Origin of the sequence: Campylobacter sp. GB48, assembly GCF_049221845.1 — a bacterium.
Taxonomy (GTDB): Bacteria; Campylobacterota; Campylobacteria; order Campylobacterales; family Campylobacteraceae; genus Campylobacter_D; species Campylobacter_D lari_C.
This window is the reverse complement of sequence record NZ_JBMJAR010000001.1, coordinates 94,099-114,640: the sequence shown is the minus strand read 5'-3', so window position 1 is coordinate 114,640 and position 20,542 is coordinate 94,099. Positions and strand designations below refer to the sequence as shown.

At 30.5% G+C, this 20,542-nt stretch carries 21 protein-coding genes; 17 read left to right on the top strand and 4 right to left on the bottom strand.

The window, feature by feature from the left end; translation table 11 throughout:
* Positions 1-40: 40 nt before the first annotated feature.
* From ACOTVC_RS00570 to ACOTVC_RS00560, 3 genes are read left to right on the top strand one after another with little or no spacing between them, the layout of a single operon-like run.
* On the top strand, positions 41-1,171 hold the full coding sequence (locus ACOTVC_RS00570; protein WP_214116654.1) for a DUF829 domain-containing protein: 1,131 nt from the start codon (positions 41-43) through the stop codon (positions 1,169-1,171).
* 9 nt (positions 1,172-1,180) lie between these two features.
* Positions 1,181-2,554 (top strand): cytochrome P450, encoded by a 1,374-nt coding sequence (locus ACOTVC_RS00565; protein ID WP_214116652.1) that lies wholly within the window; start codon positions 1,181-1,183, stop codon positions 2,552-2,554.
* Positions 2,551-2,904, top strand: a complete 354-nt coding sequence (locus ACOTVC_RS00560; RefSeq protein WP_039627957.1) for a membrane protein — start codon at positions 2,551-2,553, stop codon at positions 2,902-2,904. Before ACOTVC_RS00565 ends, ACOTVC_RS00560 begins: the two co-directional genes overlap by 4 nt.
* Here ACOTVC_RS00560 and nusA read toward each other — a convergent pair.
* Entirely contained in the window at positions 2,901-3,992 is a 1,092-nt protein-coding gene (nusA, locus tag ACOTVC_RS00555; RefSeq protein WP_214116650.1) for a transcription termination factor NusA, read from the bottom strand. The genes ACOTVC_RS00560 and nusA overlap by 4 nt on opposite strands.
* Positions 3,993-4,115: 123 nt before the next feature.
* Between nusA and ACOTVC_RS00550 the strand changes: the two genes are divergently transcribed.
* From ACOTVC_RS00550 to ACOTVC_RS00525, 6 genes are read left to right on the top strand one after another with little or no spacing between them, the layout of a single operon-like run.
* Positions 4,116-4,358 (top strand): HP0268 family nuclease, encoded by a 243-nt coding sequence (locus ACOTVC_RS00550; RefSeq protein ID WP_039617566.1) that lies wholly within the window; start codon positions 4,116-4,118, stop codon positions 4,356-4,358.
* Positions 4,355-5,653 carry a tRNA (N6-isopentenyl adenosine(37)-C2)-methylthiotransferase MiaB gene (gene miaB, locus ACOTVC_RS00545; RefSeq protein WP_039627961.1) on the top strand — a complete coding sequence of 433 codons (1,299 nt, stop codon included), beginning with the start codon at positions 4,355-4,357 and terminating at the stop codon, positions 5,651-5,653. Before ACOTVC_RS00550 ends, miaB begins: the two co-directional genes overlap by 4 nt.
* A complete protein-coding gene (locus ACOTVC_RS00540; RefSeq protein WP_214114839.1) occupies positions 5,637-6,260 on the top strand; it encodes a lysophospholipid acyltransferase family protein in 624 nt (207 codons plus the stop codon). Before miaB ends, ACOTVC_RS00540 begins: the two co-directional genes overlap by 17 nt.
* 5 nt (positions 6,261-6,265) lie before the next feature.
* Complete coding sequence (locus ACOTVC_RS00535; RefSeq protein ID WP_214116647.1) at positions 6,266-7,231, top strand: hypothetical protein; 966 nt, start codon at positions 6,266-6,268, stop codon at positions 7,229-7,231.
* Positions 7,228-7,782 (top strand): hypothetical protein, encoded by a 555-nt coding sequence (locus ACOTVC_RS00530; protein ID WP_039627963.1) that lies wholly within the window; start codon positions 7,228-7,230, stop codon positions 7,780-7,782. Before ACOTVC_RS00535 ends, ACOTVC_RS00530 begins: the two co-directional genes overlap by 4 nt.
* Complete coding sequence (locus tag ACOTVC_RS00525) at positions 7,766-8,305, top strand: hypothetical protein (protein ID WP_039640850.1); 540 nt, start codon at positions 7,766-7,768, stop codon at positions 8,303-8,305. The genes ACOTVC_RS00530 and ACOTVC_RS00525 overlap by 17 nt, the downstream gene beginning before the upstream one ends.
* Here the strand turns inward: ACOTVC_RS00525 and ACOTVC_RS00520 are convergent.
* Complete coding sequence (locus ACOTVC_RS00520) at positions 8,292-9,089, bottom strand: membrane lipoprotein lipid attachment site-containing protein (protein ID WP_421627369.1); 798 nt, start codon at positions 9,087-9,089, stop codon at positions 8,292-8,294. The genes ACOTVC_RS00525 and ACOTVC_RS00520 overlap by 14 nt on opposite strands.
* 72 nt (positions 9,090-9,161) lie before the next feature.
* On the opposite strand from ACOTVC_RS00520, the gene lgt reads away from it, so the two are divergent.
* From lgt to ACOTVC_RS00490, 6 genes are all read left to right on the top strand, one after another.
* On the top strand, positions 9,162-9,977 hold the full coding sequence (lgt, locus tag ACOTVC_RS00515) for a prolipoprotein diacylglyceryl transferase (RefSeq protein ID WP_115645084.1): 816 nt from the start codon (positions 9,162-9,164) through the stop codon (positions 9,975-9,977).
* Between the two features lie 77 nt (positions 9,978-10,054).
* The gene (locus ACOTVC_RS00510; protein WP_039617578.1) at positions 10,055-10,834 is read left to right on the top strand and encodes a fumarate reductase cytochrome b subunit; all 780 of its coding nucleotides are present in this window, start codon (positions 10,055-10,057) and stop codon (positions 10,832-10,834) included.
* Positions 10,818-12,809, top strand: coding sequence for a fumarate reductase flavoprotein subunit (locus tag ACOTVC_RS00505; protein ID WP_087685170.1), 1,992 nt, complete (start codon positions 10,818-10,820; stop codon positions 12,807-12,809). Before ACOTVC_RS00510 ends, ACOTVC_RS00505 begins: the two co-directional genes overlap by 17 nt.
* Positions 12,802-13,527, top strand: coding sequence for a fumarate reductase iron-sulfur subunit (locus ACOTVC_RS00500; protein WP_012661078.1), 726 nt, complete (start codon positions 12,802-12,804; stop codon positions 13,525-13,527). Before ACOTVC_RS00505 ends, ACOTVC_RS00500 begins: the two co-directional genes overlap by 8 nt.
* Positions 13,505-15,730 (top strand): dynamin family protein, encoded by a 2,226-nt coding sequence (locus ACOTVC_RS00495; protein ID WP_214116460.1) that lies wholly within the window; start codon positions 13,505-13,507, stop codon positions 15,728-15,730. The genes ACOTVC_RS00500 and ACOTVC_RS00495 overlap by 23 nt, the downstream gene beginning before the upstream one ends.
* The gene (locus ACOTVC_RS00490; protein WP_214098980.1) at positions 15,720-17,537 is read left to right on the top strand and encodes a dynamin family protein; all 1,818 of its coding nucleotides are present in this window, start codon (positions 15,720-15,722) and stop codon (positions 17,535-17,537) included. Before ACOTVC_RS00495 ends, ACOTVC_RS00490 begins: the two co-directional genes overlap by 11 nt.
* Here ACOTVC_RS00490 and ACOTVC_RS00485 read toward each other — a convergent pair.
* Positions 17,527-18,111 carry an NAD(P)H-dependent oxidoreductase gene (locus ACOTVC_RS00485; RefSeq protein ID WP_039617583.1) on the bottom strand — a complete coding sequence of 195 codons (585 nt, stop codon included), beginning with the start codon at positions 18,109-18,111 and terminating at the stop codon, positions 17,527-17,529. The two genes, ACOTVC_RS00490 and ACOTVC_RS00485, sit on opposite strands and share 11 nt — an antisense overlap.
* 416 nt (positions 18,112-18,527) lie before the next feature.
* Between ACOTVC_RS00485 and rrpA the strand changes: the two genes are divergently transcribed.
* Together rrpA and ACOTVC_RS00475 are read left to right on the top strand one after the other, a co-directional pair.
* Positions 18,528-18,857 carry a MarR family transcription factor RrpA gene (rrpA, locus tag ACOTVC_RS00480; RefSeq protein ID WP_039617585.1) on the top strand — a complete coding sequence of 110 codons (330 nt, stop codon included), beginning with the start codon at positions 18,528-18,530 and terminating at the stop codon, positions 18,855-18,857.
* A complete protein-coding gene (locus ACOTVC_RS00475) occupies positions 18,854-19,306 on the top strand; it encodes a lipocalin family protein (protein ID WP_214114847.1) in 453 nt (150 codons plus the stop codon). Before rrpA ends, ACOTVC_RS00475 begins: the two co-directional genes overlap by 4 nt.
* Here the strand turns inward: ACOTVC_RS00475 and ACOTVC_RS00470 are convergent.
* Positions 19,303-20,385: an NAD(P)-dependent alcohol dehydrogenase gene (locus ACOTVC_RS00470; protein WP_214098978.1), complete on the bottom strand. Its 1,083-nt coding sequence runs from the start codon at positions 20,383-20,385 to the stop codon at positions 19,303-19,305. The genes ACOTVC_RS00475 and ACOTVC_RS00470 overlap by 4 nt on opposite strands.
* Between the last annotated feature and the right edge of the window lie 157 nt (positions 20,386-20,542).

Genomic DNA, 20,542 nt, shown 5'->3' with positions numbered 1-20,542 from the left:
CTATATTTTTAAATTCATTTTGAGTTTATTTGGGATTTTAATGGATAAATTGTGTCAAAAAAGAGATGTTTTTTATATAGCTGGTTATGATCCTAGAGGATATAGGCATTATTATGCTATGTTTAAAAAAAATTTAACCGAGCAAAATATACTTTCAAATTATGATTATACTTTATCAAAAGCTCAAGTTAATGCATATGCTTTTTGGCAAATTCAAACCCCGTATACAAGCACCACTTACACCTTTTTAAGCTGGAATGATATAGTCAAAAAAAACTGGTCAGAAGGTATAAAAGATGCTTTGGCTGATTGTTATAGTTTTTTTAGAATTTATACCATCACAGGGCTTTTTTTAAAATTTGGTAAAGAATCCCCACACCAACTCATCACAGGTTATTATCCATTTTTTTATGTACTTTTGAGTTTGATTTTTACTTTAGTTTGTGCTTTTGGAAGCTTGTTTTATTTGCAAAATTTTCATATTATTTTAGGAATTTTGGTTTTTATTTTATCATTAGTATTTTTACCAAAAATGCTTTATAAACTAGGCAAGAAATTAGCTGTTTTTTGGATAGCTAGAATTTGTTTTTTTTGTGCAAACTGGGAGAAAAATTCCCAAGGTGAGCTTGAGTTAAGAATGGATGATTTTGCTAGGGTTGTTTTTGAAAAGCTAAAAGAAAATACAAATGATAAAAACTATGAACTCGTCTTAAGCGCACATAGCGTAGGAACGGTGCTTTGTATAAATGTTTTAGCAAAAGTACTTAGAAAATGCGAAAAAGAAAATATTTCTTTTGAAAATTTAAAGGTTTTAACTTTAGGTGAGTGTATACCTTTGGTAAGCTATCAAAAAAGATCTTTTGAGTTTAGAAAAGATTTAGAGTATTTAGGAGGTAAAAATTTAGTATGGTATGATTTTACCTCTATTATTGATGGGGCTTGTTTTGCACAAGTTGATTTCATACGCACAAGCGGAGTAAAAGCACAATTTAGTCCAAAATACCTTTCGGCTAAATTTCATACCTTATATAAAAATAAAGATTATAAAAAAATCAAAAAAGATAAATACAAAGCACATTTTTTATATTTATTTGCTACGCAAATTCAAGGGGTGTATAACTTTTTTGAATTTATCATAGGTAAAAATAAATTAGAAGAGAAAATCAAATAGGAGAAAAACATGGGTCAATGTCCTTTTCATCCAAAGCCTTATAAAAATAAAGCTTCTACATTAACTACTTTTTTTTTAAAAAGAAGGTCATGGCTTGATGGACTTTATGAGCGAAGCTATAAGATGATGATGGGTAGAGTGAAAATGCCTGGATTTGACCTTTATGTAGTTAATGATCCTAAAGAAGTAAGACGCATTATGGTAGATGAGGTTAGAGAATACCCAAAAAGTCAACTTTTACATGAGCTTTTAGAGCCACTTTTGGGTACAAGCATTTTTACTACTAATGATAGAGTATGGGAAAAGCAAAGAGAGCTTTTAAGACCTTCTTTTGAAATGACAAGGATTTCTAAGGTTTTTAATTTGATGAGTGAGGCAGCTTCAGATATGATGGCTAGATTTGCAAAGTATGAAGACAAAGCAATTATAGAAGTAGATGAGGCTATGACTTTTGTAACTGCAGATGTGATTTTTAGAACTATCATGTCATCAAAACTGGATGAGCAAAAAGGCAAACTTGTCTTAGATGCTTTTGTAGCTGTGCAAGAAGAAACAGTTAAAACAGCTATGCGAAGAATGTTTCGTTTTCCAACTTGGATTTCAAATCTTTTAGGTGAGAGAAAAAGACTCAAAGCAGGTGGTGTTATACGCAAGGTTTTATCAGATATTATAAAACCAAGATATGATAATGCTTTAAATGACCAAGGAAAATATGAAGATATTTTATCGTCATTGCTTATGGTAGTAGATGCAGATACGAATAAGAGATTTTCTTTTAATGAAATTTTAGATCAAGTTGCCATGTTGTTTTTGGCAGGTCATGAAACCACTGCAAGTTCACTTACTTGGACATTATATATTTTAAGCATTTCTCCAAATGAGCAACAAAAAGCTTATGAAGAAATCATGCAAGTTGCGGGTAATGAGGAGTTTAAGATAGAACATATTAGAGCGATGAAATATCTTACTAATGTGTTTAAAGAAAGCTTAAGGCTTTATCCACCAGTTGGCTTTTTTGCTAGAGAAGCAAGAAATGAAAGTAAAATGAGAGATAAGCTCATCAAAAAAGGCTCAGGTGTAGTGGTAGCTCCATGGCTTATCCATAGACATGACAGTTTTTGGGAAAATCCACATGAGTTTAATCCAAGTCGCCATGAAGATAAAAGCAAGATTAAAAAAGACACTTATATGCCTTTTGGTATGGGAGAGCGTGTGTGTATAGGGCAGGGCTTTGCTATGCAAGAGGCCGTTTTGATTTTAGCTAATATTTTAAGGACTTATAAGTTAGAATTAGAAGAAAATTTTGTACCTGATATAGTAGGAAGATTAACTATAAGATCAGCAAATGGTATGAATATAAGATTTACAAAAAGGCAAAAATGAAAGAAAAGTTAGCAGGAACTATACTACTTTGCGCTATCGTTCCTTTAGCGGTGATTAGTTATCTTTTTATTGTTATAGTAGGTACTTTTGGTAATCCTGCTAGGGTTAGACAAGGTGTGAGAGCGCTTGATCATTTTGTCAATGCTACTTTGTTTAATGGTTATGCTTGGGAGTCTTTATCATCTCATGCTTGGAGGGAACGTGATAAAAGATGGGCTAAAATAGTTATTAAAATTACAGATTTTTTTGATAAAAATCACTGTCAAAAGGCAAATAAAAGAGAACAACCTATAGTGGATTTAGTTTTAGAAAGAAAGCTTACCGAACAAACCGTCGGTAAGCAGCTTTAATTTTCTCCAAATAAAGCTTTAAGATTTTTAAACGCTTCTTCTTGGTTATTAGTTTTATCTTCATTATTTACTTCATTAAGCTCTATCTCATATCCAAGAAGCATGCTAGCTAAGCGTATATTAATACCACTTTTTCCTATGGCTTTGCTTTTTTGCTCACTATTTAGCGTTACAATGGCTTTTTTATCTTCAATACTAACTGAGTTTATAATGGCTGGAGCTAAGCTTCTAGTGATTAAAATTGCCATTTCATTAGAATACTCAATGCAGTCGATATTTTCATTTTTTAATTCTTTGCTTACAGCATTGATTCTAACTCCTTTTATACCCACAGTTGCTCCTACTGCATCAACGCTTGGGCTATTAGCTTGCAAGATGATTTTTGCTCTCTCACCCGGAATTCTTGCACTCGCATAAATATTTATAAGACCATCTTTGATTTCAGGAACCTCAGCTTTTAATAAAGCTTCTAAAAATTTAGGACTAGTTCTGCTAAGCTCCATTCTCATGCCTGATTTATCAATATATACATGTCTAATAACAGCCTTAATCACATCGCCTACTTTAAATTTTTCACCTTTGATACGATTTTTTCTAGGTAAATATGCACGAAACTCATCAATTTCCACATAAGTATTTTCTTCACTATCTACTCTTACCACGCTACCAAAAACCATATGTCCTACCATTTTTTGGTATTTTTCATAGATTTTTTCTTCTAAGAGTTTTTGAATGTTATATTCTAATTCTTTGTGTAAGATGTTTACAGCAGTACGACCTAAATTTTCCAAAGAACATTCATAAGTTAACTCATCGCCAATTTCTACATCTTTAGCTTCAGCTCTTGCTTTACTTAAAGCGATAAAATGCTCATTTCCATTTTCTAATCTTTCATCATTATCAGCTACTACGATGATTTTTTGATAAAGTTGTAAATTTTTACCTGAATCAACAAAAAATTCATACTTATCGCCATAAATTTTCTTAGCAGTATTAATAAGTGCTTTTTTAACTCTTTCTCTTACATCTTCTATTTGTAAATTTTTCTCATTAGCAATGGATTCAATTATATCTGTGATTTTTTCCATAATGACAATACAACCTTAATTTTGGATTTTAAAAGTTTGAAGAATAAAATTATATCTTTAATAAGTTTAATTAAAAGTAAAATTTGCTATAATTTCAGATTAAAAAAACTTGAGGATGATGATATGGATTTAAAAATAGCAAGAACCTCTGTTGATGAAAAGCCAAAAAGTATAAGTTTAGAAAGTATTGAAAAGGCTGTGGATAAAGAAGGTCAAAAATTTTTCTATTTTGATAAAGACAATGCACATAAGCAATTAATCGCTTTAGTAGAGCATTTTGAAAAAAAAGGAAAATGTGTTTATCATAGAACGATCAAATATGGTTTAGATGATACAGATTTTATGTATGAGGTACACATTCTTTGAGTAAAAAACTTTTTATACAAACTTTAGGTTGTGCTATGAATGTGCGTGATTCAGAGCATATGATAGCCGAACTTAAAGAAAAAGAAAATTACGAATTAACTCAAGATGCAAAAGAAGCAGATTTGATTTTAATCAATACTTGCTCAGTACGTGAAAAGCCTGTGCATAAGCTTTTTTCAGAAGTTGGAAGTTTTGAAAAAATCAAAAAAAATGGCGCTAAAATAGGAGTTTGTGGTTGCACTGCTTCACATTTAGGAGATGAGATTTTTAAGCGTGCTCCAAATGTGGATTTTGTTTTGGGTGCTAGAAATGTTTCTAAGATCACAAAGGCTGTAAATACGCCAAAATTTTTAGGTAATGATATAGATTTTGATGAGAGTAATTATGCTTTTGCAGATTTTAGAAACAGCCTTTATAAAACCTATATTAATATCTCTATAGGTTGTGATAAACATTGTACTTATTGTATAGTGCCTCACACAAGAGGAGATGAAATTTCTATACCTTTTGAGATTATTAAAAATGAAGCATTGAAAGCTGTTTCTAAAGGTGCTAAAGAGATTTTTTTGCTAGGACAAAATGTTAATAATTATGGTAAAAGATTTTCTAATGCACATGAAAAGATTAATTTTTCAGATCTTTTAGAAAAGTTAAGTGAAATCGAAGGTTTAGAGCGTATTCGCTTTACAAGCCCACACCCATTACATATGGATGATAGATTTTTAGAGGTTTTTTCTAAAAATCCTAAAGTATGTAAGTCTATGCATATGCCTTTACAAAGTGGTTCGAGTGAAATTTTAAAGGCTATGAAACGTGGTTATACTAAAGAGTGGTATTTAGATAGAGCATTGAAATTGCGTTCTATGTGTAAAGATGTGAGTATTTCTACTGATGTGATTGTAGCTTTTCCAGGTGAGAGCGATAAAGACTTTGAAGATACTATGGATGTGCTTGAAAAAGTGCGATTTGAGCAAATGTTTTCTTTTAAATACTCTAAAAGACCACTAACTAAAGCTGCAACTATGCCAAATCAAATTCCTGATGATATAGCTTCAAAACGCTTGAGTATTTTACAAGCAAGACATACAGAAATTTTAGATGAAATTGTTGCAAAACAAAAAGATAAAGAATTTGAAGTTTTATTTGAAGAATTAAGAAGTGAAGGTTTTGTAGCAGGTAGAAGTGATAATAACTTTTTGATTCAAGTTAAAGGTAGTGAAGAGTTATTAGGACAAATGAAAAAAGTAAAAATCACCAATCCTAGGCGTATGGTGTTAAATGGCGAAATCCTTTAAGATTAATCTTTTAGCTTTTGGAATTTTTTTATTACAATGGCTGATTTTTTTAACTTGTAGAAAGGTTTATTTAGGGCAAAAGCTTCCAAAAAGATCATGTGTGATACTTTTTTGGCATGGGCGTCTTGCTCTAATGCCTTTTGCTTATCGTAAAATGGGTATTAAAGGAAAAAAGGCTTATGTGATGATTTCACACCATAAAGATGGAGAAATCATTGCTAGAAATATTGCCTTTTTTGGTTTAGATACTTTAAGAGGTAGTACAAGCAAAGGTGCTTTGGCTTTATTAAAACAATCTTTTAAAATTTTAGATCAAGGCGATGATGTGATTATCACTCCAGATGGGCCAAGAGGGCCTTATCATAGTGTTTCAGATGGTTCTGTGATGATAGCTTTGAAAAAAAATGCTCCACTTTTTTTGCTAAATTATGAAGCAAGTTCTTTTTGGGAATTTAAAAGTTGGGATAAAATGATCTTACCTAAACCTTTTTCTAAGATTACCTATAGACTAAGTGAAGAAATCAAAATGCAAAAATTAAATTTAGAAGAAGCTAAAGTATTGATAAAAGAAAAATTTGATATGATAAGTCAAATAGACAAAGGATAAACACTATGTTATCTTTTTTTAGAAAATATATTTTGCAACTTTTAGTATGTATTTGCTATGATGAAAAACAATACATTATAAGATGTCATACTTGGAAAAAATCCCAAGCTGTTGATACTTTTGAAAAAAGCTTTGAAGATAAAGAAAAAGCCATAGAATATGTAAAAAATTTAACTAAAGATTTTCAAATTTATTATATATGCACTTTTTTTACTCCTATTGCACAAGGCGTTGTGCCAAGCTCAAATTTTAAAGATCTTTCTAATTTTGGTGTCGATGCAAGTAGTGTTAAGTGTATTTCTTTTAATAATGGTTTATTGTATGCATCTAATCATTCTTTAAGCTCATATGAGCAAGATTATGAGGCTTTTGGCGGTTTGGATTTGCTTTATTCGCCTTTTTCTTTGCTTTATCATTGTATGGCAAATAGGGGTTTTGAAGAAAAAATAGGCCTTTATGTGTATAGATACCATGATTTTGTTGCGATGTTAATTTGTAAAAATGAAGCTATATTGTTTGGAAGTTATTTTAATATAGCTAGTCAAAATTATGATGAAGATGATTTTTTTGATGATATTAAAGAAGAATTTGACTTGCAAATTGATGATGAAAATCAAGAAGAAGAAAATGAACAAAATTATGATTTAAAAAGTTTAGAAGAAATGAGTCAAGAGTTTGATAAACTTGAGGAATTAAATGAAGAAAAAGAAGAGCTTCCTATCGATTCTTTAGAAAATTTTAGCTCAGATATGAAAATGATAGAATACATCATTTCAAGTGTAAAAGAATTTTATCAAAATCCTTTGTATGATAATAGCTTTTTAGAAGAAATTGTGATTTTTGATGAGGAAAGTTTTAGTCCGACCTCGCTTGATTATTTAGAAAATGAGCTATTTATAAAGCCTAAAGTAGAACTTGTAGATACTTTAAATTTGATGAATGAACTTATGGTGAAGGACTTAAAACTATGAGATATAGTCTAATCAAACCTAAGATAAAACCTGTTTTTAATCTTTTTACTAGAATTTGGATTTATTTTACTAGTATTAGTGTTGCTTTAATTTTTGTAGTATTTATTGTGGTAGTTTTTAAAAGCTATTATGCGTCTGTGCAACTTGATAATAAAAAAGAAGAATTAGCTCAAATTATCGCACAAATTAATGCTAATAAGCTTAAATATCAAGAATTAGTAAGACAAAATGATAAAGCAGAGTTAATTTTGGGAGATTTAGAGCAAGAGCAAGAAAATGGTAAAAATAAAGTTTTATTAAAAAGCATTCAAAATCTTTTTACTCTAGTGCCTAAAAACATATCTTTAGATGAGGTTTTAATGGAAGATAGATCACTTATTTTAAGAGGCATTACACCTACTAAAGAGATGTTTGCATTGTTATTAGAGGCTCCATTAAGAAGTATTTTTTCCAATTCTCAAACAAGTTATTATCAATTAGAAAATGGGTGGTATCGCTTTGTAAGTGTAAATATCACTATACCAGAGGAAATGTATGAGCAAAAACGATAAAAGCTTAGAAGAAGCTGATGTATTAAAAATCTTGATTTATTCTTTTTCATTTGTAGCACTTTGTGCGATTTTGGTTTTATTTTTAATTGTACCTTTTTTGAAAGATTATAAAATCGAACACTCAAGATTAGCAACCCAGCAAATTCAAAACACTAAAGCAATAAATGAGTTGCAAGCTTTAGAAAAAGTTATTGATGAGTTTCAAAAGGTGAATGCACAAAATTTAGCTCAAATTAATGCAGAATTTTCACAAAAAGAATTATTAGAATTTATGAAAAATTACTTTGATGATGTAAAAATCAATCTTATTCCTATTAAAAAAGAGCAAGAGTATTTAAAATACCAATTTGGAGCTAATGTGAAGATGAAAAATCCTCAAGCTTTTTACTCTTTTTTAAATGATTTGCAAAAATATAAAAATTTAATAGAAGTTAGCACTCCTGTAGAGTTTAAATCCGAAGAAAAACACATTAATCTTAAATTTAAGATCAAAGTGTTTTATGCACAAGCTATTCAAAAATAATTACTTCATTATTTTGATAGGGAGAAATTTCTTCTTCTTTTTTATCATCTTGTTTTACATCTTGAATTTCTGAGTTTTCTTGCGTGTTTGGCTCTTCTTTGATTTCTTTTATACTAGTTTTTAAACCAGATGTGATTTCTTTATAAAAAGTAACAAAAACTTTATCAATTTCTAAAGCACTTGCTGCAAGACTTTCATTAACTTGGGTTGGAACAGCACTATATACCTCTCTAAAGCTTTCTATACTTGCTTGCCCTTTTATAGGATAATTTAAAATAATAGGATCGTTTAATTTTGCCGAGCTTGTTGTGCTTTGGAAAGTATCTTCTTGATGTAAATTATTTAAATGACTTTGAGCTTCTAAAATGATCATAAAAGAAGACTCTACGCTATCGCCCCCAAGACTTGAATTTCTTCTAACCTTATCTTCATATAAATTAGCATTGATAACTATATTAAAAATATAATCAGGATTTTCATTATTTATAGTATATCCTTTACTTTGAAGCAATACTTTACTATCTTCTAAAAGTTGTTTTTTGAGTAATTCTAAGCTTTTATTGATTCTTTGATTTAGAGTAGATTGTTCAAAATATGAACTATAAAAAGTACTTTTTATAATTTCTACATCATTGATTTTGACTTTAGGGCCATTAGCATTTGTATGGTTGTGTTCTTCAAAAGTGCTTTTAAAATTTGGCATAGAAATATAATAAGTTTTTTGATTACCAGCGCAAGCACTTAAAAATAAAATTATGCTAAAAAATAATAATATTTTTTTCATTTTCTCTCCTTGTGATTTTTATAATTATAACAATTTTTTGCTATATTATATGTTTTATAATAAGGGCTTTTTATGGAATTTTGGCAAAATATTTATGCAAATTTTGATGTGGTAGCTTTTGAAATTTTTGGTTTAAAAGTGCATTGGTATGGCATTATGTATGTGCTAGCTTTGCTTGTTGCCTTAATGGTTGCAAAATACTATGCGATTAAAGATAATATGGGAATTTCTAAAGCTATGCTTGATAGCTATTTTATATGGGTAGAAATAGGGGTGATTTTAGGTGCAAGATTGGGTTATATTTTAATTTATGATGCGCATACTTTATGGTATCTTACACATCCTTGGCAAATTTTTAATCCCTTTTATAATGGAGAATTTGTAGGGATTAGAGGTATGAGTTATCACGGAGCTGTTGTGGGGTTTTTAATAGCAACTTATGCTTTTTGTAAAAAAAATAAGCAAAATTTATGGAAATATTTAGATTTAGTTGCTATTAGTGTGCCATGTGGATATATTTTTGGTCGTATTGGAAATTTTTTAAATCAAGAATTATTTGGTAGAGCTACAGAAGTACCTTGGGGTATTTATGTAGATGGGATATTGCGTCATCCTTCGCAACTTTATGAAGCTTTTTTGGAAGGTTTTATTGTTTTTATTGTTTTATTATTAATAAAAAAATATAAAAAATATAATGGAGAATTGATTGCTTACTATACGATTTTATATGCCCTAGCGCGCTTTGTATGCGAGTTTTTTAGAGAGCCTGATTTTGGTATAGGCTTTGTTGCTTTTGGTATGAGCATGGGTCAGATATTGAGTTTATTAATGTTTTTATTAGGACTATTTTTATCTTTTTATTTAAGAAATATTAAAAAAAATTTATAAATTTTTATTTATTTTAAGAATAAAAGTTCTATAATTGCTCCGATATTAAAACTTATCAACTTTTAAAAGGAGTAAATATGAGCCAACTCATTGAAGGTTTTTTAGGCAAGAGTATTGATGGCAAAAAAAGCAAAATGCCAGCAAAACTTGACTATATTCAAAGTGCAACAGGCTTGATTTTAGGCTTGTTTATGTGGGCACATATGTTTTTCGTTTCTACCATTTTGGTTAGTGATGATTTTTTTGATTCGGTGGTTCACTTTTTAGAACTAAAATTTATCATTAATAGCCCTATGATGAGCTACATCACTTCTTTCTTAGCTGCCTGTGTTTTGGTTATTTTCTTTGTGCATGCGGGTCTTGCAATGAGAAAATTCCCTATTAATTTCAGACAATACCAACTTTGCAGAACACACTTAAAATATATGAATCATGGTGATTCTTCTTTATGGTGGGTTCAAGCTGCAACTGGTTTTGTAATGTTTTTCTTGGGTTCTGCACACTTAATTTTTATCATTACTAATGCAGATAAAATCAGTGCTGATATGTCAGGCGATAGAGTAGTAAGCCATTTTATGTGGTTATTTTACATTGCTTTATTAATCTGTGTTGAGTTGCATGGTAGTATTGGTCTTTATAGATTATGTGTAAAATGGGGTTGGTTTGAAGGTAAAGATGCAAAAGAAAGTCGTAAAAAACTTAAAAAAGCAAAATGGTTTATTAGTATTTTCTTCTTAGTTTTAGGTGTATTAAGCTTAGCTGCTTTTGCAAAAATAGGCTTTAATAATTACCAAAACAACTCTGTAGCGCAAATAGTAAAAACTTATGATGGAGCTAAATATGAACATACAATATAGTGATGCTTTAGTTATCGGTGGTGGTCTTGCAGGTTTAAGAGCTGCTATTGAAGTTGCAAAAAGTGGTCAAAGTGTAACTTTATTAAGTATTTGTCCGGTTAAAAGATCTCACTCAGCTGCTGTGCAAGGTGGTATGCAAGCGAGTTTAGGAAATAGCGTTAAAGGTGAGGGAGATAATGAAGATGTGCATTTTGCTGATACAGTAAAAGGATCTGACTGGGGCTGTGATCAAGAAGTTGCAAGAATGTTTGCACAAACTGCTCCAAAAGCTGTGCGTGAGCTTGCTGCTTGGGGTGTGCCTTGGACTAGGGTTACAAAAGGACCTAGAACTGTAGTTATTAATGCTCAAAAAACTACCATTGAAGAAAAAGAAGAAGCACATGGTCTTATAAATGCAAGAGACTTTGGTGGTACTAAAAAATGGAGAACATGTTATATCGCTGATGCAACAGGACACTGTATGCTATATGGTGTGGCAAATGAAGCGATTAAACATCAAGTTAAAATCATTGATAGAATGGAAGCAGTAAGAATTATCCATGATGGTAAAAAATGTCTAGGAGCTATTGCTAGAGATTTAACTAATGGAGAATTAATTGCTTATGTTGCTAGAGGAACTATGATTGCAACAGGTGGTTATGGTAGAATTTATAAACAAACTACAAATGCTGTTATTTGTGAAGGTACAGGAGCTGCTATTGCACTTGAAACTGGACTTTGCAGACTTTCAAATATGGAAGCAGTGCAATTTCATCCAACTCCAATCGTACCAAGCGGTATCTTGCTTACTGAAGGTTGCAGAGGTGATGGTGGTATCTTAAGAGATGTTGATGGTTACCGCTTTATGCCTGATTATGAGCCTGAGAAAAAAGAACTTGCAAGTAGGGACGTTGTAAGTCGTAGAATGATGGAGCACATTAGAAAAGGTAAAGGTGTAAAAAGCCCTTATGGAGATCATTTATGGCTTGATATTTCTATCCTTGGTCGTGCTCATGTTGAAAAAAATCTTCGCGATGTTCAAGATATTTGTAAAACATTTAATGGTATTGATCCTGCTGATGAGGGTCCAAAAGGCTGGGCGCCAGTTTTACCTATGCAACATTACTCAATGGGTGGTATTAGAACTAAGCCAACCGGCGAAAGTCAATGGCTAAATGGTCTTTTTGCGTGCGGTGAAGCAGCTTGCTGGGATATGCACGGATTTAACCGCTTGGGTGGAAATTCATGTTCAGAAACTGTTGTTGCAGGTATGATCGTGGGAGATTATTTTGCACAATATTGTAAAGAAAATGGTTCAGAAATTGATACCAATATCGTTAAATCTTTCCTTTCTAAAGAGTATGATTACTTAAAATCTCTTGTTAGCAAAGAAGGAAAACATGATGTATTTGAAATCAAAAACAGAATGAAAGACATTATGTGGGAAAAAGTAGCTATCTTTAGAACAGGCCAAGGTCTTGAAGAAGCGGTTAAAGAGCTTGAAGAGTTATATCATAAATCACTTGATTTAAAAGTACATGATAAAGAATTAAAATGTGCAAATCCAGAGCTTGAAGAAGCTTATAGAGTTCCAAGAATGTTAAAAATTGCTTTATGTGTTGCTTATGGTGCGCTTTTAAGAACAGAAAGTCGTGGGGCTCATTATAGAGAAGATTATCCAAAAAGAGATGATTTAAATTGGATGAAAAGAACAAATACTTACTGGGTAGAAGGTGAAAGTATGCCTAGAGTTGAGTATGAAGATCTTGACATTATGAAAATGGAAATTCCACCTGCATTTAGAGGTTATGGTGCTAAAGGAAATATCATTGAAAATCCATTAAGCGAAAAACGTCAAGCTGAAGTTGATGCGATCCGTGAAAAAATGGAAGCAGAAGGCAAAGGTAGATATGAAATTCAACATGCTCTAATGCCTTATGAATTACAAGCTAAATTTAAAGCACCAAATCAAAGAATAGGAGTTGATTATGAGTAGAAAATTAACAATAAGAGCATTTAAATATAATCCATTAAGTAAAATTTCTAAGCCTCATTTTGTTACTTATGAGCTTGAAGAAACTCCATTTATGACGATTTTTGTGTGCTTAACTCAAATCAGAGAAAAAATGGATGCAGATTTGAGTTTTGACTTTGTATGTAGAGCAGGGATTTGCGGAAGCTGTGCTATGATGATTAATGGTAAGCCAAAACTTGCTTGTAAAACATTGACAAAAGACTATCCAGATGGCGTTATAGAGCTTATGCCTTTACCTGCATTTAGACACATAAAAGACTTAAGTGTTAATACAGGTGAGTGGTTTGATGGTATGTGTAAACGCGTTGAAAGCTGGGTGCATAATGAAAAAGAAACAGATATTTCTAAACTTGAAGAACGTATTGAGCCAGAAGTTGCTGATGAGACTTTTGAACTTGATCGTTGTATAGAGTGTGGAATTTGTGTTGCTTCTTGTGCGACTAAATTAATGAGACCTGACTTTATCGCAGCTACTGGACTTTTAAGAACAGCTAGATATTTACAAGATCCACATGATCACAGAACCATAGAAGATTTTTATGAATTAGTGGGCGATGATGATGGTGTATTTGGATGTATGTCTTTACTTGCATGTGAAGATAATTGTCCAAAAGAACTACCTTTACAAAGTAAAATCGCTTATATGAGAAGACAGCTTGTCGCTCAAAGAAACAAATAATCCTAACCCCCAAGAAAAGGGGGTTATTAAAACCTTACTAAAACAAATTTGGCAAAATCATAGTGTTTATCTTGACACAAATACACTTTTTGATGAAAGTTTAATTGATACTCAAAAAGCAGCAATTCTTTTAAGTACTAATCTTGATAATTATGAAAGATTTAGCGCTTTGAATGAATTTAAAAATTTGATGAAAAGTTTAAATTTACGCTTAGATCTTTATGGTATTCAGTATGCACAGGTTTGTTTTATTAATGCTTTAAATTTAGGAATTTTAGATAAAAACGAGCTTTTAAAATCCCTGGAAAAACTTCAAAAAATCACTGATAATACTTTAATACATGCTTTTGTATCTAGGCAAAAAGTTATTCAAAAAGATTACAAGCAAGAAGTTAAAAACTCACATCAAACATTAGATCTCATTAACCAAAGCTTACAAGAGCTTTGCGAGAATAAAAAAGCTCAAAAACTCTTACAAGAAGCTTTGGTTAAATTTAGTAATATTGATTTTTCTATTGCGGTAACGGGTGTGGTAAATGCAGGTAAATCAAGTATGCTAAATGCACTTTTAAAAAAAGATTTTCTAGGTGTATCTAATGTGCCTGAAACTGCAAATTTGAGCGTTTTAAAATATGGCAAAGAACAAAAAGCTAAGATATATTTTTGGAGTGAAGAAGAATGGCAAGATATTTTAAAAAGCTCTAAAGATAATCAAGATATGCAAGAGCTTATAAAACAATTAGAGCAAAATTTTAATCTAAATGAGTATATTGAAAAAGAAAATAAAAATATAGAAATAAAAATTGAAGAATTAAAAAATTACACTAGTGCAAAAAACAAAATTTCAGCACTTATTAAAAAAATAGAGCTTTTTGCATCGCTTGATTTTTTAAAAGATAATGTTTGTATAGTTGATACTCCAGGACTTGATGATGTGATCATCCAAAGAGAGCTTTTAACAAAAGCTTATATAAGCAAAGCTGACTTTTTAATCCACCTTATGAATGCTTCTCAAAGTCTTAGTCAAAAAGATTGTGATTTTATTATAGAATGTTTGCTAACTTCAAGAGTAAGTAAGCTTTTGATTGTGCTTACTAAAGCTGACTTGCTTAGTCAAAAAGACTTGCAAGAAGTGATTAGTTATACTAAAAATAAGCTCAAAGAAAATTTAGCACAAAAGCAGCTTAGCCAAGAATTATTAGATAATGTAGATTTTGTGTGTATCTCTTCAAAACTAGCCAATGATTTTTATCAAAAAAAAGGTGGAAATTTAGAACAAAGCAATATTTTGACACTAGAAGAACTTATAGCTAAAAGCTTATATGATAAAAACAAAATTGCTCTAAGTGCTTATAAAAAAGAATTATTATTGCATTTAGAAAAAATAGAAGAAAAAATTAAATTTTCTAATAAAATGCTAAATTACGAAAGCTTTGAACTTGATAAGCAAAATCAAACTATTATCAATGATTTTAAAGCAAAAAAAGAAAAATTAATGCAAGTAAAAGCAGAGCTAAGTGCTATTTTTAACACAAAAGATGAAAATACTCAAGAAATTTTAACGCTTTTGCATTTGCTAGCTAAGAAATTAAAAGAAAAACTCATAGATGAGCTAAAATATAATCAAAATAATAAAATCAAAAACAATACTCAAAGACTAAATACTATCATCGATACGACTTTAAAAGATGGAATTTTTGATCTTTTAAGAGAGTTAAAACAGCAAAGTGAGTATAAAATTAATGAGCTTAAAAACACTCTAAGTGTGAAATATGATTTTTTAAAAGCTATTTTAGAGCAAAATTGTGATGATTTTAAAAGTAAGGTTGAAACAAAAATAGAAGGTATTTTTACTAATGATCTTTTTATGACATTAAAAGCAGAGCTTTTAAAAAATTTAGAATCTACGCAAGATATTTATAAACTAGAAAGCTCTTTAGAAAATCAAATTTTAGAAAAATTACAAACATTTAATATAGAAAAAATTGCCTTAGATTTAAAAAATAATCAAGAATTTTTTACTAATTTAGAGCTTAGTTTAAATTTATACGAAAAAGAACAAGAAGAGCAAATCAAAGACTTAAAAGACTTGATTTTACAAATAGAGCAAAACGAACAAAACTCCAAAGAGCTTTTAGAAAAAAATAATACAAAATTACAAAGTTTAAAGATTTTAAAAACGGAGCTTTTAAATGCAAAATGATTTGATTGATGATTTTTTAAAAGCTTATGAAAATGCTTATTGTAAAAGTTTTGATGATAGTTTTGAAGGAAAAATTTTAGCAATTAAAAATGCATTTTTAGAGCCAAGTTTGCATTTAAATGATGTGTTTTTAAAAGATCTTGAGATGATCATAGCTAGCTATAAAAGAGCCATTAATGTGGCCATTATAGGGCAATTTTCTAGCGGTAAATCCACGCTTTTAAATTTGATTTTACAAAAAGAATGCCTGCCAACAGGTGTGGTGCCAGTGACTTTTAAGCCTACTTTTTTACGCTATGCTAAGGAGTATTTTTTAAGAGTTGAATATGAAGATGGCAGTGATGAGATTGTTGATATAGATGAGCTTTCTAAATTTAGCGATCAAAGAAATGAGCTAAAAGAAACTAAAAGTTTGCACCTTTTTGCGCCTATTGAGCTTTTAAAAGATATCACGCTTATAGATACCCCAGGTTTAAATGCGAATACAACTGATACGCTAACTACTTTTAAAGAACTTTCTTTTATGCATAGTGCTATTTGGCTTAGTTTGATTGATAATGCAGGCAAAAAAAGTGAAGAAGATGCCATAAAAGCAAATGCCAAGCTTTTAGAGCGTGGTGGGATTTGCGTGCTAAATCAAAAAGATAAGTTAAGTCAAGATGAGTTAGAAAATGTTTTAAATTATGCACATTTAGTTTTTGATAAGTATTTTGAAAAAATCATCGCAATTTCATGCAAAGAAGCAAAATTTGATTTACAAAAGTCAAATTTACCTTTGCTTTATGAGTATTTAAAAGAACTTGATTATGAGCGCATTAAAAAAGATTTTGTTAAAGAAAAACTTAGTAATTTATGCGAACTTTTGTCAAATCAATATGATTTATTTCAAAATGCGCTAGAGCAATTAGAGCTTAAATTTAATACTATTTTGCAAACTTTCAAAGTAAGTAATCTAGAGCAAAAAATCAAAATTTTAAATCATAATTGTTTAGATAAATTAAAACTTGTTGGAGAAAAAATTTCTCAAGAAATTTTAAAATTTATCAAAGAAAAAGATAGTAGTTATTATAAAGAAGCTAAGGGTTTGTTTAAGAAAAATCTTTATGAAAAAGTTGCTTATAAAGCACCGTATCTTTCAAGTGATGATGCGTTTTTGGCTATGTTTTATAACTCTGAAGCAATGAATAAGGAATTTAAAAGATTAAAAAATGAAATCACTTTAGAATTTAGTCAAATCAAAGATGATTTTTCCTTATTTTTTACTCATTTAGAAGAGCAAATTTTGCTTTTTAAAGCTCAATTTTCAAATTTACAAAAAGAAAATGCCTTAGAAAGTGAAAAAGAATTTGCTAGCTTTAGAAGCTTTGCTAGTGCTAGCGAGGAGCTTTTTTTAAAAGATTTTAAGCAATTATTGTTTAAAAGCCAACTTGAACTTGATTTATTTTTAGAAAAGCTTAATCTAAAAGCTTTAGCAAATTATGAAAGTGCTACTAAACTTACTTTGGGATTTTTTAGCACTAAAATGAATGCGAGTAAAGAATTTTATGAGCTTGATAGCACTGAGTTTAGCTTGTATCATCCAAAAGCAAGTGAAGTACATCAAAGGGTATTAACCGAGCTTAATGTCTATGAATTTGAAGATTTGCTTTTAAATAAGCCTGTAGTTTTAAAAATTTATAAAAATTATATGCAAAGCTTTGTTGATTTTGCAGAAGCTAAAAGGCAGATTATTTTGAATTTAAAAAGTGAATTTGAGGCTAAAAAATCAATGATTTCTAGCATCAAATCTCAAATTTCTAAGCTTTAAAAATTTTTTCTAAGTGTGCTTTATAGTTTGTAAAATATTCTTGCACTTGAGGATTTTTGATTACATCATTTGCTATGAAAGTAGGTAAAGCACTCATTCCTAAGAACTCATGCGCTTTGTGAAAGTGCAAATACACTCCATCAACCCCAGCTCCATTAAAAAATTCATTCTTATCATCAAAAGCTTGCATTGGAGCATTCCAAGTTAGTGAAAGCATGTATTTTTTATTTTTTAAAAGCCCACCTGTGCCATAATTTTTAGTAGGTTCGTTATGACTTCTACCATCGTTTTTATAAAATACTCCATGTCCAGCTGTAAAAACATCATCAATGTATTTTTTCACTATCCAAGGTTCTCCCATCCACCAACCAGGCATTTGCCAAATCAAAACATCAGCATTTAGAATTTTTTCTACTTCATCGTTAGTGTTATAGCCTTGATCTATATGTGTTTGCTGGATTTGCAAACCAAGATCTTTTAAGGTTTTAAGTGCAAGCTCATGTAAGCTTGTGTTTAATCTTCCTTTAGAGTGTCCAAAGTCTTTTGCACCGTTTAATAGTAATATTTTTTGCATATTTATCCTTTTGCGTTTTTTGAAATTATAATTTAACTATAATTTTATTTCAATACTGAAATTTATGTAAGATACTATACTATAAGAAAGTGTAATTATATTTTTATACTTTTAAGGCAGAATGTATAGAATAAGTATTTTTACTTTTTAATCTTGAAGTTAGAATATGCTGAAATATATTATAAATTAAATCAATGTGAAGCATTTTGCTTCACATATTATTTTTCGCTACTGTCTTTTTCTTTTTTCTTTTTCCATAAATGAAGCGCAACTCCACATGCGCCACCAACAATAGCAGCAATGATAAGATTTGTGATGAAATCCATCGAAATCCTTTTTAATTTGTTTTCATTTTGATAAAAAATGATTTTGGATTATAATATAAAAAAGCATAATACTATATTAAAGGAAAGTATATGGAAGAAAAGTGCGATTTTACAGAATGTGGGTTTAACTATACCTTGTCTTTGATTTCAGGCAAATACAAGATGAGTGTTTTGTACTGTTTATTTCGCTATGAAGTAGTAAGATATAATGAACTTAAAAGATATCTTGGCAATATTTCTTTTAAGACTTTGACACATACTTTAAGAGAGCTTGAAAATGATGATTTAATCACGCGTAAAGAATACCCACAAATCCCTCCAAAAGTAGAATACCGCCTTGCTAAAAAAGGTCAAAGTTTAATTCCTATTTTACAAGCAATGTGTGATTGGGGTGAGGTAAACCAAAAGGAAGAAAAATGATAGAATTATTAGATGGTATAAATTTAGAAAAATACATGGGTACATGGTTAGAAATGGCTAGAAAACCTGCTTTTTTTCAAAAAACTTGCAAAAGTGCTAAGGCAGAATATGAGCTAGAGTATGAAGGCTCTACGCCTATAATTAAAGTTAAAAATATATGTACTAAAGAAAATGGAGAAATCTCTCAAGCAAATGGCAAAGCTAGGGTAAAATCACCAAGGGCTTTAGCGGTTAAATTTAGTATATTTATGAATGTTTTTAACAAACCAAATTATGAGATTATTTACATTGATACAAATTATCAAGTTTCTATCGTAGGTAGTCCTGATAAAAAATATTTATGGATTTTATCAAGAGAGATTTTAGCAAAAGAGCAAATAAACTCCTTGCTTGAAATAGCCAAGCAAAGAGGTTTTGACACTAGCGATGTGATTTTTGATGAGTATTAATTTTCTGCACTCATATCGATTACATAGCGGAATTTGGCTTTTCCTGAAGTGAGATTTTCATAAGCTTTGTCAATCTCGCTTGGTTTGATGAGTTCAATTTCAGGATAAATTCCATGTTCTAAAGAAAAATCAAGCATTTCTTGAGTTTCTTTAATACCCCCAATAAGCGAGCCATATACTTTTTTACCTGCTTTAAATACAAAATGAATGATGTTAATGCTAGGACTTACTTCATGTGGAGGTAATCCTACGATAGCCATCTCACCACCAAATTTTAACAAATCCATATAAGCTAGCGGATCATAAGGGGTTGGTATAGTAGAGATGATGAGGTCAAATCTTTCTTTTACCACGCTTTTGTCTGTACTAGTATAAAAATTACTCACACCCATAGCTAAAGCTTCTGCTTTTTTGTTTTCATTTCTTGCAAAAACACTTACTTTTGCACCCATTTTTACAGCATATTTAACTGCCATCATACCAAGTCCACCAAATCCTGCTATGGCTACGCTTGAGCCTTCTTTGATATTTGAAAATTTAAGTGGTGAGTAGGTAGTAATACCCGCACAAAGTAAAGGTGCTACTTTGTCAAGTGGAGCATTTTTGGGTACATTGATAGCAAATTTTTCACTTACTACGATGTTGTTTGAGTAGCCTCCATAGGTGTTTTCATTATCATGAAATACATCTTTGCAGTTATAAGTGTAGATGGTTTTACCATTTTCGCAAAATTGCTCTTGAGATTTTTTGCATGCTTCGCATTCTCCGCATGAGTTGACCATGCACCCAACCCCAGCAAAATCACCTACTTTAAATTTACTCACATTTTCACCCACTGCGATAACTTCTCCTGCTATCTCATGGCCAGGTACGCAAGGGTAGGTTGCCTCGCCCCATTCGCTTCTTGCGGTGTGTATGTCACTATGGCAAATTCCTGCATACTTGATAGCGATTAAGATGTCGTTTTTGCCTACTTTATGGCGTGTAAATTCAAAAGGTGTAAATTTAGAATCCTTGCTAAGCATAGCATAACCTTTACTTTTAACACGACCATTTTCTAAAAAGATTTTTGAGTCCATTTTCTCTCCTTTGTGGTTTTTGAAATTATATTAAAGCTAGGTTTTTATTGCAATAGGGAAAATAAAGTAAGATACTATACTCAAGGTGTGTAAGCTTGTTTTGTAAAAAAATATACAATTTAATTACCGAGTTTTTCTCGGTAATTGTGAATTTTTC